A 12,944-nucleotide genomic window follows, 5' to 3' on the forward strand; every position below is an offset into this window, starting at 1 on the left:
CGTGGTTCTATATTTTGAGTAAGCCTGGTATCGAGGTCGCGAGAGTCTATTGCACAAATCCCCAGTTTTCTCTGAGGGTGCGCAGCACAGCATCGGCGGAGTGCGGCCTGTTATTGGGGTCTTTTTCCAAACAGCTCATGGTTAAATCGGCGAGAATACTCGGTATTCGGGCTTTAGATGCTTTGCGCGGGTCGACAGGTGTCTCGGTTTTAATTTGTTCCAGCAGCGTTGTCACATTGTCGCCCTGAAAAGGTGTTAGTCCAGTGAGTACTTCGTAGAGTACCGAGCCTAAGCTATACAGGTCAGACTGTACGTCGATGGATGGGTCTCGGTGTATCTGCTCTGGTGACATATACATGACCGTGCCCTGAAGTTTTGCTTCGCCGGTCATGCCAGGTTCGGCGGCAATTTGTTCTAGCTCCGAATTATCGTCGACCTTTTTCTCGTCCTTTGACCATACCTTTGCAAGCCCCCAGTCCAGCAGAAGTACCTCGCCGTATGGGCCTACTAGAATATTTTCAGGCTTAATGTCCCGGTGCAGTACGCCTCGTGAATGAGCATAACCGAGCACTTGTGCGACGGGCATAATAAGATCCATGAGCTGAGTTAGATCATAACGCTCACGAAAATTTAGCACCTCACGAAGTGTATAACCGTGTACCAATTTCATGGTGAAATAATAATTGCCGCGATTGTCGCGACCGATTTCATAGGTTGGAATAGTATTGGGGTGCTGCAAAATTGCAGAAATACGAGCCTCTCGTAATAAGCGTTTTGTCTCAATCGGGTCGTTAATGAACTCAGGGCGTAGCGATTTATAGCAGATAGTCCGTCCTAGGTGCAGATCGCGGCAGGATTGAATAATGGATTTTCCGCCCTTGGCGATGGTGCTAAAAAATGCGTAGCGTGTTTTGGGGTTGAGAGTCTCCGGCAAAGGCTTGTCGGTGTCTTCTGAAAAAAGACGCGCGCTATCAACCTTTTGCTGAGGAAATTCGAGCATTGTTAGCTCCTGGGGGCTTCAACGTTATTAGGGGCTCCACTCTAACCTTAGTCGCAATTGAATTACAACTATGCGCGGTTGGTTGTCGCTTATTTGCGCTTGCGTATTCTCTCTTGTGTTCATCTTATGTTTTAATCATAAAAGGAAACGTCCTGTAGAACCCAATAACAAAGCGTTTACTCTATTTTTGCAAAGGACTGGCTATGCATGGACACATCAATAGACTTCATCGAAGACCCTGCTGTTATTCGGTTGCTCAAAGAACAACTGGCAGATATGCAAATCACATCTCCCCCTGAAAGTAGACATGCACTTACCTTTGAGAAGTTAAAGTACCGTGACGTGACATGTTGGGTGGCAAGAGATAAGTTGAATGTATTGGGGTGTGCGGCGCTGAAAGAGCTGAATTCACAAAACGGTGACATTAAATCGATGCGCACTGCGCGAGAGTCGAGAGACCGAGGCGTTGCTTGGGCGTTGTTATCAATCATTATGGTTGGCAACTGGAAGCATGCCATTTTGACCAAGCCGGGCGGTTGTGCGAGCGTGAGGGGTTTGTGTATTGCAAGCCTTTTTGCTGCATACAGTGAGGACTCGAATGGTTGTTATATGACGAAAAGGTTTTGCGCTGATTAACGCTCAATCTATCAGTACATCTTTATCAATACAGAGGTTTGCATGAGTGCGGAAAAAATTGAAAGACGAGCATTTCTCGGTGCGCTAATTGGCATTACGCTACTATTTGGCGCGCTCATGCTGCCATTTTTTGCACCGATTTTATGGGCTTGCATTATCGCCATATTATTTCACCCAATGCAGTGTTGGTTGGTCGGCAAGTGGGGGAAGAGGCCAAATGTTACTGCCTTGGTAACGTTGATGGTGTGTATTGTTTTAGTGATTATACCAGTGTTGTTTCTGGGGTTTACCTTTATACAGCAAGGCGTCGACCTCTACCAAAAGTTAAAAGAGGGGGATGTAAATCCAGCTGAGTATGTCGATCAGGTGCGTGCGGCTTTTCCCGCAATTGAATCACTTCTGCAGCGATTTGATATTGATATTAATGCGTTAAGGCAGGGTGCTTCCAAAGCAGCGTTAGCAGCGGGCCAATTTCTCGCGGGCAATGCGCTTGCTGTCGGTCAGGGTACATTTCAATTTTTTCTGTCATTTTGCATTATGCTTTACGTTGCGTTCTTTTTGTTGCGAGATGGGAATGAGCTCATTGAAATGCTGATTCATTATCTGCCAATTGGTGATGAGCGTGAGCGTCTTCTGTTCCAAAAATTCAGTGAAGTATCAAAAGCAACGGTAAAAGGCAACTTGGTTATTGCTATTGTTCAGGGTGCATTGGGTGGCATTATATTTTGGGTGTTGGATTTGCCTCCAGCTTTGTTGTGGGGTGTGGTGATGGCAGTGTTATCGTTAATTCCAGCCGTCGGTGCGGGTCTCGTGTGGTTGCCAGCCGCAATCTACCTTTACGCAGTGGGTGAAGTGATGTCGGGCACGGTGCTAGTACTTTTCGGTATTTTTGTTATTGGTTTAGTTGATAATGTGCTGCGCCCCATATTAGTCGGCAAAGATACCAAGCTGCCAGATTGGATGGTGTTGCTGTCGACGTTAAGTGGTTTAACGCTGTTTGGTATGAATGGTTTTGTCGTGGGTCCAATCATCGCCATGCTATTTATTGCGTTTTGGCAAATTTTTGGCCGTGAGTTTGGTGTTCATGCTGATGGGCCAATCGAGGATGCGTTGGCAGACGAGCGAGAATCAGAATGAACATTCGATCTTTTGATGAGCACGATCGCGAAGCGGTGATCGATCTTTGGCAGGTGTGCGGTTTAGTTGTTCCGCAAAACAACCCACATAAAGATATTGATCGAAAGTTGCAGGATAGTGGTAAGTTGTTTTTGGTGGGCGATATTGACGGAAGAATCGTGGCGAGTGCAATGGCTGGCTACGATGGGCATCGAGGTTGGATTAATTACTTGGCCGTATTGCCCTCAATGCGACGTGAAGGGTTAGGCCGCGAGATGATGAAAGCAGTGGAAAAAAGATTGTTAGCTGTAGGCTGCCCAAAGATAAACCTGCAAATACGAACAACCAATCAACAGGTTATAGAATTTTATGAGGCGATCGGTTACAGCATGGATCGAGTGGTCTCTATGGGTAAGCGCTTAGAATACGATTAAGGGGGCTATTATGCATGGCGGAAGTTGCTTGTGCAGTGAGGTAAGCTATACCTATGCGGGAGACATCGAGGAGCTATCGCGTTGCTATTGTGCGCAATGTCAAAAAGCCCAAGGCGGTGCTTTCGTCGCAGTTGCACCGATCGAAGCGGAACTCTTCAAAGTCGTAAAAGGAAAAGATAAGCTCAGCGAATATCGAGCGTCACCAAACAAGCGTCGCGTCTTTTGCGGAATCTGTGCAAGCCCCTTATATAGCGCAAGAGATGATCTGCCGAGTATTTTGCGGCTGCGCGTGGGAACGCTAGACTCGCACATTAATCCTGCTAGACAATATCATGCCTTTATTTCCTCCACGCCTAGCTGGTACGTTATCAATGACGAATTCCCTAGGTATGATAAAAAACCAAACCATTAAATCAGATGGTCCAATTTAATCTTCTCGAGAATGACTTAATACTAAATACATATAGCCCATTGTGGGCTTTCGGGTGAGTAATTTCAGGCACTAATAGTGAAACTACACTGCGAGCGCTGGGGCCTCTGTCGAGCGCGAACAATTGCCATAGTGAATAAGAAAGTAAAGAATGTTTGTTGTTGAATTATTGGCACGCTACTGGTTGGAATGTTGAGCGCCGATGTTAGTGTTTATGTTCGCTGCCATTTCATTTGGTGTTGCTGCGGGTATCAAGCCTGGACCATTGGGGGTTTTTATTATTCATCAAACCCTCACGCGAGGTGTTCGGGTTGGCTTTCTTGCTAGTCTCGCGCCATTCATTACTGATGGTCCTATTATTATCATTGCCTTGCTCCTGTCGACGACGCTTCACTCTCTGAGTCAGTTAGAAGCGTTGTTGTCATTGCTGGGTGGGTTGTATTTATTGTGGGTCGGCTACAAATTATTGATGGCTCCAAGCGAGATTAATCCTCAACAATCGAGTGGGGCATCTAGTTTGTTGACGGCTGTAAAAATCAATGCCTTAAATCCCTCACCTTATTTGTTTTGGCTAACGATTGGCAGTAGCTACATTGCTATGGGGACGGCCTTGGAAGCCGGCGTTTTTATCATTGTGGCTTTAACCTCGCTATGTCTGACAAAATTGGCTGTTGCGTTGGCCGTGTTTCGTCTCGGCAACATGTTCAATAAACGGTTGTATGCGCTATTCATTAAAATAATGGCTTTGCCTTTATTTCTCTTTGCAGTTCATCTCTTGTATCGCGCGTACCAAGTTTGGCTGCCGTAGTGCAGGTTCTTCAAACGCTAAGATCGGTGTACTTCGTGATAGCGGTGGGCGTATTTGTTTGCTGCTGATTTGTTAGCTTCTCTGTTTTGTTGGCCAATGTGCCATATGCCAACCTTGAGACCGAGACGCCAATCTTAGTTGCGTAAGACAGAGAGTGATTCGCAATCGAAGAGTGCCGCTAATACGGTGCCACCTCGGAAAGTCAATGAGCTTGAGATTTTATAGGCTTTGGTTTTATGGCCTTAGATTGAGAGGGGCTGTGCCTAGAGGAGCTGAGCCTTGACGAGGCTTTGTAGACCTATTTCTCGATCTAAGTCAAAAACCGCGCGAATAGGCGTAGCGGCTGAAAAGGGATGAGAGTAGTCTCTTTAGTCTACACTTATAGCTCAACTTGCTCTGCACAAGAGCAGCGAAATAGAGGCCGCCATGTTCAGTTTGTACCCGGATATCAAAACCTTCGATAAGCAAATGTTGGGTGTTAGTGATTTGCACACGCTCTATGTCGAGCAGTCTGGGAACCCGGACGGGATTCCTGTGTTGTTTGTTCACGGCGGACCAGGTGGGGGAGCGGGTAAGCAAGATCGCTGTTTTTTCGATCCTGAGCGTTATCGCATTATTGCTTTTGATCAGCGTGGCGCGGGGCATTCTACACCGCATGCGGAATTAGAGGACAACAACACACAAGCACTTGTGAGTGATATCGAAAAAATTCGAAAGCACTTAGGTATTGAGCGTTGGGTTCTATTTGGAGGGTCTTGGGGGTCAACCTTGAGTTTGCTTTATGCGCAGGCATACCCAGACAAAGTCATGGGGCTCATATTGCGTGGTATTTTTCTCTGCCGTCAGCGCGATCTCAATTGGTTCTATCAAGATGGAGCGAGCCATCTCTTTCCTGACTATTGGGAAGACTACGTCAAACCAATTCCGGAAGCTGAACGCGGTAATATGATTAAGGCGTATTACGATAGGCTGACTGGAGAGAACGAGCTGGCTAAGATGGCTACGGCTAAGTCATGGTCTGTGTGGGAGGGGCGCTGCTCAACGTTGCGTCCCAATCACGAAGTCGTGGAGACTTTTGCCGACCCACACCGTGCCGTGGCGTTAGCGCGTATTGAAGCGCATTACTTCATCAACAATTGCTTTATCGACGAAAACCAAATTCTTGAACATACCGACAAGCTACAAGGCATTCCAGGGATTATTGTTCACGGCCGCTACGACGCCGTGTGTCCTCTTGATAACGCATTCAAGCTCCACAAGCGGTGGCATGATTCCCAGCTGCACATTATTCGAGATGCGGGCCATGCTTCGCGCGAGCCTAGTATCGTGGATGCGCTGGTGCGTGCCACCCGAGAAATGGCTGATCGTTTTGAGGCAGACTTCCCCTCCGAGGCGTAATGGCCTACTCTCCCACGCTTTTTATGGCTTGATTACGGGGGAAACGTGAGGGGACTGATTCAGCGGGTAACGCATGCCAAAGTTGAGGTGGGTGGTGATGTTGTTGGCGCCATTGACCAAGGTATCTTACTGCTCTTAGGCGTTGAAAAGGCTGATGGCCAAGCGCAGCTCGATAAGCTACTTCACAGGGTGATTAACTACCGTATTTTTTCCGACGAAGCAGGAAAGATGAACCGCAGTCTGTTGGATATCCGAGGCGGTATTCTGGTGGTATCACAGTTCACTCTGGTGGCGGACACCCAGAAAGGGCTGCGTCCCAGTTTTTCTTCAGCGGCGCCTCCTGCACTCGCCGATCAGCTCTACCAAGCATTTGTCGCGAAGCTTGGTGAATACCCTGAATTGCAGGTGGCTACAGGCCAGTTTGCCGCTGATATGCAGGTCAGCCTCTGTAACGACGGCCCCGTTACCTTCTGGTTGTCAGCGTAGCGCTAGCAAGCCCGCAAAGAGGCTGGTATTATGCGCCATCTCGCGAGGGACTGGGTTAGCCCCATTCACCTCCTTCCTGCAAAAGACAAACAACAATGCAGGAACAGAATTGAATGACTGTCGCTCACTTGGGGCGCAATTACACGATTGTTGAGGAGAGATCGATGGATCCAGTGTCAGGCGTATTACTAACTTTCGGCATAGCCCTCTTAGTGGCCAGCTGGGTAATGTTGTTAATTTGCTCTTTCAAAGAAGACTTCACATGGGGTTTGGCGACCGTCTTTGTTCCGCCGCTCTCTTACTTTTACGGCTTGTTTAACTGGGCGAAAGCCGGTGAATCTATCGTTGTGGCTGCTATCGGATGGATTTTGATCTTCCTGATGCTGTAAGAGAACTCATTAAAGAATTTAAAAAAACCAGCTTATTGCTGGTTTTTTTATGCCTCAAATTTGAACTGTGTAATCAGGTTGCTGGGCTTTCTTCCTCGTCTTTTTTGTCTCTCTCGATCCAACGGCCAAAAAATACGCCTACTTCAAACAATAGCCACATGGGCAGAGCTAATAATGTTTGTGATATCACGTCGGGAGGGGTTAGTAGCATGGCAAAGACGAAGCAGCCAATGATGATGTAGGGGCGCGCATTCGACAATTTGGTTGTATCCACAGCGCCCGCCCATACCAGCAAAACAGTGGCGATAGGGATTTCGAAAGCAAAGCCAAAGGCAAAAAATAATTTTAGAACAAAGCTGAGGTAGGCGTTGATGTCCGGGGCTTGCTGAATATCCGACGGCACCACTGAGGCAAAAAATTTAAAGATAATTTCGAACACCACGAAGTACGCAAACGCCATGCCTGCGTAAAACAAGATAACGCTCGAAATAAACAGGGGTATCGCGATACGTTTTTCTTTTTGGTACAGCGCTGGTGCAATAAAAGACCAGATTTGATAGAGCACGAAAGGCATCGCGATAAAAAAGGAAACGTAAAACGTTAATTTAAAAGGCGCTAAGAAAGGCGAGGCAACTTCGTAAGCGATCATTTTCGAGCCTTCCGGGAGGGCTCGCATCATCGGCGCTGACACTACGCTGTAAATATCGTTGGCAAAGTACACTAGGCATAAAAAAACAGCGATGACGGCAATAAAACAATACAGTAACCGATTGCGCAGTTCTTTTAGGTGTGCAATCAGGGGCAATTCTTGATCATTACTATGGTCTGTGGAGCTGCTGCCGGCGGTCATAGAGTCTATTGTTTCAGGTTGGGGCTAACTAAGAGGGTTTGTTGGTTTCAGTTGTGCTCTCGCTACTAACGGATGCGCTATCGCTAGGGGTCTCGACACTGTCTTGAATGTCGCTGTTTTGAGGTGGCGCAATGGTGTTTTCAGTGGCTAGACGCTTTTCTTCTTCATCATTATTGGGGTCATGATCATGGTGACCCGGTGGATAAAGGTCGTCTTCTTTTTCCAGATCCTGTTGCAGGTCAAATGCATCCACGGTGTCATCACGCACTGATTCTAAGCTGCGCATGATTTCTTCGTTGTGCAGTTGTCTACGAATGTCATCCGCCCCAAATTGGTTTTCCAGTTCGCGGCGAGTTTCACGCAGGCTGCGTTTGAATCGGCCGAGCCATAAACCCACTGTGCGTACAGTTTCGGGTAGGCGTTCTGGGCCGACCACGACTAACGTCACACCGGCAATGACGATGATTTCGGTAAAACCAATATCAAACACTGAGGTTAGTCCTTCTCAACCTTTTCGGCTTCACCAGAGATAACTTTCTCGTTCGTTGCGTCGTCAGTTTTTTCTTCAACCGCAGGTTTGTCCTCATCGTTGAGGCCTTTTTTAAATCCGCGAATAGCAGAACCTAAATCGCCACCAATATTTTTAAGGCGTTTGGTACCAAAAATCATGACCACAATGGCTAAGATGATTAGTAATTGCCAAATGCTAATGCCGCCAATACCCATAATTTAACTCCGTAACAAAAATCTATTTAGGTTGCCGCGAGGCTTTTTCTTCAATGCCTGATTGGCCAAAGCGGCGTTGCAGTTCGTTGAGAACCGATTCGGATGATTCCCCCAAGTGCGATAGCATGACCAGTGAATGAAACCACAAGTCTGCTGTTTCATAGATGAGATCACTATTGTCTTGGCTAGTTTCAGCGTCTTTTGCGGCGAGTACAGTCTCAACGGCTTCTTCACCGACTTTCTCTAGAATCTTGTTGAGACCTTTGTGGTGCAGACTGGCGACGTAGGACGACCCGGCATCGGCCCCTTTGCGTTCGGCTAGTATGGCATCCAGTTGTTGTAGTACATCATTCATTGCAATTCTTTTCTCAACCTTTGGATTGGCCGTCTATGGTTTCATCGCTCTTGGTGTGGTGATAGATCTCGTCTGGGTTTTTCAGTACAGGCTCAACCACTTCCCATTGGCCATCACGTAAAACTCGATAGAAGCAAGATTCTCGCCCAGTATGGCAGGCAATACCGCCCAGCTGTTTCACCTTAAGAATAATGACATCGGCATCGCAGTCTAGTTGAATCTCATGGACTTGCTGCACATGCCCGGATTCTTCACCTTTGCGCCATAGTTTACACCTGGAGCGAGACCAATACACGGCACGGTTCTCTTGTGCCGTCAGCATTAAGGCTTCACGGTTCATCCAGGCTACCATCAGAATACGATGCGTGTCGGCATCCTGTGCGATGGCGGGAACTAAGCCATCCGCGGACCATTTTATCTCGTCGAGGAAAGCGCTGTCTGTGGTGGAAACGTCGGTCATGGTGTGATGTCTGAGAAACGATGGTTTAGTTTGACGATGCACTTTCGGGATCGCAGATTAGGTGTGATTCTAGCGTATTAGCCACGCTAATGCGCCCACCGTGAATAGTACAGCGCTGGCAGTGGGTAATGCGACGATGGGTGCCTGTAGGGCTGGCCAGCCAATGGCGGCGCCTGCAACCAGACAGATGATGCCAATGACATTGCGACGTCGGGTGCTACGTTGCGTAGTTTGCTGGCTTTTTACCTGCTGCTCCAGTGTGCCTAAGGTGTCTTCCAGGCGATTAACTTGCTGTAAGCCATTGAATACTAAGTGGGGCACCTGAGGGAATTTCTCCAGCCACTCTGGACCATATCGGCGCAGTTGGCGGACAAGGGTTTTCGGCTTGAAGCGCTTTTTAAGCCAGCGTTCGAGAAAAGGGTGGGCGGTGCTCCACAGGTCGAGTTCGGGGTAGAGTTGACGGCCCAGGCCTTCGATATTGAGTAGTGTTTTCTGTAATAACACCAGCTGTGGCTGAACCGTCATATCGAATCGCGCGGCAGTTTGGAATAGCGTAATTAGGACCTGCCCGAACGATATATCCTTCAATGGTTTTTCGAAAATTGGTTCGCAGACTGTGCGGATGGCCGCTTCGAATTCGTTGATGTCGGTCTCTTCTTTGACCCAACCGCTCATGACGTGCAGCTCGGCCACCATGCGGTAGTCACGGCGGAACATGGCCAGCAGATTGCGCGCTAAATAGAACTGGTCGTCCTGGTTGAGCGAACTGACGATGGCCATATCCAACGCAATATAGCTGGGGTTGGCTGGGTCTTCGATGTTGACGAAAATGTTGCCTGGGTGCATGTCAGCATGAAAGAAATTGTGCTCAAACACCTGGGTAAAAAAGATTTCGACCCCGCGCTCGGCAAGCACTTTCATGTCTGTGCCAGCTTCTTTGAGTGTATCGATGTCCGCGACCGGTACACCGTACACCCGCTCCATGACCATCACGTTTTTGCGCACTAAATCCCAATAGACAGCGGGGACATAAAGCAGAGGCGATCCGGCGAAATGGCGGCGCAGTTGCGTTGCGTTGGCGGCTTCGCGTTGTAAGTTGAGTTCGTTAGTAATGGTGTGGCGGTATTCCTCGATTACCTCCACTGGGCGTAGACGTTTGCCGAACGACACGTGGCTTTCGAGCAGTTGCGCTAAGCGTTGCATCAGCTTGATGTCTTTTGCAATCGTTCGCTCGATGCCTGGGCGAATCGCTTTAATGACCACCTCTTCGCCAGAGGGTAGCGTGGCCGCGTGGACCTGGGCAACGGAAGCTGAGGCTAACGGTTGACTGTCGAAATTTGCAAAGTGATCTTCAATAGATGCGCCTAGGGCGGATTCCACAATCTGGCGAAATGACTCCGGCGCAAAGGGTGGCACCTGATCTTGGAGTTTATCCAGTTCTTGGACGATATCTGCGGGGATAAGGTCAGGCCGGGTGGACAGCAGTTGCCCTAGCTTGACGTACACCGGTCCTAGTGACTCCAGCGCAAGGCGCAAGCGAATGCCGCGGCTTGTTTTAGGTTCTGGTAAATAACCCAGTAAGCCGACTAGCAACCGAACGGCCCAGGGGGTTGGGTAGTCGCGCAGCAAAGTATCGAGTCGATAGGCCAGAATGATGCGGCTGACATGAAGAAAACGGAATAGTGCGATCACGTAGGGGTCTCTGTCGGGCGGTGTCGGTCAATAGCAGGTTTTGCGATCCGGGTAATAGCGTCGGCAAGGTTAATGTTTGGTTTCGCTATTCGGGTCCAGCGAATCAAAATTGTCTAAGGCGGCAGCGTCTGCGGCGGCTCTGTCTTGGTCGCGTTTTTTTCTAATTTGCTCGAGTTTAGCCCCGAGACGGTCGGCGGCGAGCTGAAGCTCATCGACTTGGCTATAGAAGTCATGGAGTTCTGGTTGCGCGGGCGTACTGCGCAATTCCTCGGTAACGTACTCGCCCAATAATCGAGTAAAACTCTGTTTGCGCTCCCTTGCCCAGCCCAGTGTGCGGCGGATAGTGTCGGCTGTAGTATGACCGATGACCTCACCCACGATGTCATTGAGGGCTTCTTCCCAATCGATATCCAGTGCGCCGAGGATAAACGCTAGCTGGATCAACAGGCCAGTGTTGCCAAACACCTCAACGCCGGACTCGGCCAAATTTAATTGTCTAGATCGCATCAGTGCTAGCAGCGCTTGTGGTGAGCCTTTAACCCGTGTCGATACATCACCTTCGTACTGCCCAAGTACCGATACCTTGGTTTCTCCGGGTACCAGGTAGACCTGCGCGCCGGGCGGACTCACTTCAACTGCTAACACTTGTCCACTGAGGCCAGCGAGGCCTTGGCGAGTACCTGGGTCGTAGCGCAACGCCGTATTGATGGCTGCTTCGATCGCAACACAGGCAGCACTTTGAATACTGGGATCAATCATTAGGCTTTAAACCCTTTGTGCAGCGCAACAATGCCACCGGTTAGGTTGGTGTAGCTAGTATTTACAAACCCCACACCCTCCATCATTCCCTTTAGTGTCTCTTGGTCGGGGTGCATGCGAATCGACTCGGCGAGGTAGCGGTAGCTATCGGGGTCATTGGCGACGAGCTTGCCCATGCGCGGCAAAATACTGAAGGAATAGGTGTCGTAAATCTTGCCTAAGCCAGGGTTACTTGGCTTGGAAAACTCCAGTACCAAGAGTCGGCCGCCGGGCTTTAGAATACGCAACATCGAGGCGAGCGCGGTGTCTTTATCGGTGACGTTGCGCAGGCCAAAAGCGATGGTAATACAGTCGAATGTGTTATCCGGGAAGGGTAGAAACTGCGCGTCGGTTTGTAAGTAGTTGATATTGTCGACGTAACCCTTGTCGATCAGCTTGTCGCGTCCGACCTTGAGCATAGAATCATTGATATCAGCGAGCACCACTTGGCCTTCTTTGCCCACGATGGATGAAAACTTCATGGTGAGGTCGCCGGTACCGCCAGCGATATCGAGGATGGTTTGCCCAGGCCTGGCTGCTGCAGACTCAATGGTGAAGCGCTTCCATAATCGGTGAACGCCGCCACTCATTAAATCGTTCATTAGGTCGTAGCGAGAGGCAACAGAGTGAAATACGTTGGCGACACGCCCGGCCTTCTCGCCTACTTTGACCTGCTGAAAGCCAAAATGTGTAGTATCAGATTGGCTTTTGATATTGTTATCACTCTGCTGCGACATGGAGTCTACCTTCGGTTACGCATTGCTTTTCGTAAGTGTCGGTATTGTACATTGCCAATGCCCGAACTCCAGTGAGAATAACGAATGAATCAACGAGTTTTACTCCCGTTTGGGGAAGTAACAGCTGTTCCTTTCCTTGTGTTGGTGGTCGCTTTGCTCCTGCTGCCTGTCAGCTCACCCTCTGCCGCCGAGAATGAGGTCGGCGATGGTGCTGATAACCTATCGACGCTACAGCCATTTCGCAGCGATGGCTGCAGTTTGTTTCCCGATGGCAATGCGAAGGAAAACGAACTCTGGCTCGAGTGCTGCATTGCTCACGATCTAGCCTACTGGGCCGGTGGAAGTTACGCCGAGCGCCAGGCAGCTGATGAGGCCCTTCGCCAATGTGTAGCCGAAGTGGGGCAGCCGGAGGTGGCGATGATGATGTTAATGGGAGTGCGTGTCGGTGGCAGCCCCTATCTTGATACGCCATTTCGATGGGGTTATGGGTGGCCCTATCTAACGGATGGTGAAGTCAGAGGTTATAAATCGTTGTCCACCGCTGAGCGCGATCAAGTCGAAAAGCGGCGGCCCCAACCCATCGAAAAAAATTGAAATTCTGCTTTCTTTGTCTGTCAGAATATGCAAAA

At 49.1% G+C, this 12,944-nt stretch carries 18 protein-coding genes; 9 read left to right on the plus strand and 9 right to left on the minus strand.

Translation table 11 applies throughout. The features are described 5' to 3' along the window. Positions 1 to 46 precede the first annotated feature (46 nt). On the minus strand, positions 47 to 1,000 hold the full coding sequence (locus ACZ5NB_RS01915) for a serine/threonine protein kinase (RefSeq protein ID WP_460231160.1): 954 nt from the start codon (positions 998 to 1,000) through the stop codon (positions 47 to 49). A gap of 207 nt (positions 1,001 to 1,207) precedes the next feature. Here ACZ5NB_RS01915 and ACZ5NB_RS01920 point away from each other — a divergent pair, with 207 nt between their 5' ends. From ACZ5NB_RS01920 to ACZ5NB_RS01955, 8 genes are all read left to right on the plus strand, one after another. Beyond that, complete coding sequence (locus tag ACZ5NB_RS01920) at positions 1,208 to 1,636, plus strand: GNAT family N-acetyltransferase (RefSeq protein WP_460231161.1); 429 nt, start codon at positions 1,208 to 1,210, stop codon at positions 1,634 to 1,636. Positions 1,637 to 1,678: 42 nt separating this feature from the next. After that, positions 1,679 to 2,773: an AI-2E family transporter gene (locus ACZ5NB_RS01925; RefSeq protein WP_460231162.1), complete on the plus strand. Its 1,095-nt coding sequence runs from the start codon at positions 1,679 to 1,681 to the stop codon at positions 2,771 to 2,773. After that, complete coding sequence (locus ACZ5NB_RS01930) at positions 2,770 to 3,186, plus strand: GNAT family acetyltransferase (protein ID WP_460231163.1); 417 nt, start codon at positions 2,770 to 2,772, stop codon at positions 3,184 to 3,186. The genes ACZ5NB_RS01925 and ACZ5NB_RS01930 overlap by 4 nt, the downstream gene beginning before the upstream one ends. Positions 3,187 to 3,196: 10 nt before the next feature. Continuing rightward, the gene (locus tag ACZ5NB_RS01935; protein WP_460231164.1) at positions 3,197 to 3,598 is read left to right on the plus strand and encodes a GFA family protein; all 402 of its coding nucleotides are present in this window, start codon (positions 3,197 to 3,199) and stop codon (positions 3,596 to 3,598) included. A gap of 220 nt (positions 3,599 to 3,818) precedes the next feature. Next, positions 3,819 to 4,424: a LysE family transporter gene (locus tag ACZ5NB_RS01940; protein WP_460231165.1), complete on the plus strand. Its 606-nt coding sequence runs from the start codon at positions 3,819 to 3,821 to the stop codon at positions 4,422 to 4,424. Positions 4,425 to 4,850: 426 nt separating this feature from the next. Then, a complete protein-coding gene (gene pip / locus ACZ5NB_RS01945; RefSeq protein WP_460231166.1) occupies positions 4,851 to 5,822 on the plus strand; it encodes a prolyl aminopeptidase in 972 nt (323 codons plus the stop codon). Positions 5,823 to 5,867: 45 nt separating this feature from the next. Continuing rightward, entirely contained in the window at positions 5,868 to 6,308 is a 441-nt protein-coding gene (dtd, locus tag ACZ5NB_RS01950; protein WP_460231167.1) for a D-aminoacyl-tRNA deacylase, read from the plus strand. A gap of 164 nt (positions 6,309 to 6,472) precedes the next feature. Further along, entirely contained in the window at positions 6,473 to 6,697 is a 225-nt protein-coding gene (locus ACZ5NB_RS01955) for a hypothetical protein (RefSeq protein WP_460231168.1), read from the plus strand. 73 nt (positions 6,698 to 6,770) lie between these two features. Here ACZ5NB_RS01955 and tatC read toward each other — a convergent pair whose 3' ends face one another. The 8 genes from tatC to ubiE form a co-directional block, all read right to left on the minus strand. Next, the gene (gene tatC, locus ACZ5NB_RS01960; RefSeq protein WP_460231169.1) at positions 6,771 to 7,547 is read right to left on the minus strand and encodes a twin-arginine translocase subunit TatC; all 777 of its coding nucleotides are present in this window, start codon (positions 7,545 to 7,547) and stop codon (positions 6,771 to 6,773) included. Positions 7,548 to 7,575: 28 nt separating this feature from the next. Next, positions 7,576 to 8,037 carry a Sec-independent protein translocase protein TatB gene (tatB, locus tag ACZ5NB_RS01965; protein ID WP_460231170.1) on the minus strand — a complete coding sequence of 154 codons (462 nt, stop codon included), beginning with the start codon at positions 8,035 to 8,037 and terminating at the stop codon, positions 7,576 to 7,578. A gap of 5 nt (positions 8,038 to 8,042) precedes the next feature. After that, the gene (gene tatA, locus ACZ5NB_RS01970; protein WP_460238638.1) at positions 8,043 to 8,273 is read right to left on the minus strand and encodes a Sec-independent protein translocase subunit TatA; all 231 of its coding nucleotides are present in this window, start codon (positions 8,271 to 8,273) and stop codon (positions 8,043 to 8,045) included. Positions 8,274 to 8,295: 22 nt separating this feature from the next. After that, complete coding sequence (locus ACZ5NB_RS01975) at positions 8,296 to 8,628, minus strand: phosphoribosyl-ATP diphosphatase (RefSeq protein ID WP_460231172.1); 333 nt, start codon at positions 8,626 to 8,628, stop codon at positions 8,296 to 8,298. Between the two features lie 13 nt (positions 8,629 to 8,641). Beyond that, positions 8,642 to 9,088 (minus strand): phosphoribosyl-AMP cyclohydrolase, encoded by a 447-nt coding sequence (gene hisI, locus ACZ5NB_RS01980; RefSeq protein ID WP_460238637.1) that lies wholly within the window; start codon positions 9,086 to 9,088, stop codon positions 8,642 to 8,644. Between the two features lie 69 nt (positions 9,089 to 9,157). Continuing rightward, entirely contained in the window at positions 9,158 to 10,780 is a 1,623-nt protein-coding gene (ubiB, locus tag ACZ5NB_RS01985) for a ubiquinone biosynthesis regulatory protein kinase UbiB (protein WP_460238635.1), read from the minus strand. A 69-nt stretch (positions 10,781 to 10,849) separates the two neighbouring features. Beyond that, positions 10,850 to 11,539 (minus strand): ubiquinone biosynthesis accessory factor UbiJ, encoded by a 690-nt coding sequence (locus ACZ5NB_RS01990; protein WP_460231175.1) that lies wholly within the window; start codon positions 11,537 to 11,539, stop codon positions 10,850 to 10,852. Then, entirely contained in the window at positions 11,539 to 12,315 is a 777-nt protein-coding gene (gene ubiE, locus ACZ5NB_RS01995) for a bifunctional demethylmenaquinone methyltransferase/2-methoxy-6-polyprenyl-1,4-benzoquinol methylase UbiE (protein ID WP_460238634.1), read from the minus strand. The genes ACZ5NB_RS01990 and ubiE overlap by 1 nt, the downstream gene beginning before the upstream one ends. 84 nt (positions 12,316 to 12,399) lie before the next feature. Between ubiE and ACZ5NB_RS02000 the strand changes: the two genes are divergently transcribed. After that, positions 12,400 to 12,909, plus strand: coding sequence for an FAD-binding oxidoreductase (locus tag ACZ5NB_RS02000; RefSeq protein ID WP_460238632.1), 510 nt, complete (start codon positions 12,400 to 12,402; stop codon positions 12,907 to 12,909). Positions 12,910 to 12,944 lie beyond the last annotated feature (35 nt).

The sequence above is a fragment of the Aurantivibrio plasticivorans genome (assembly GCF_055392955.1).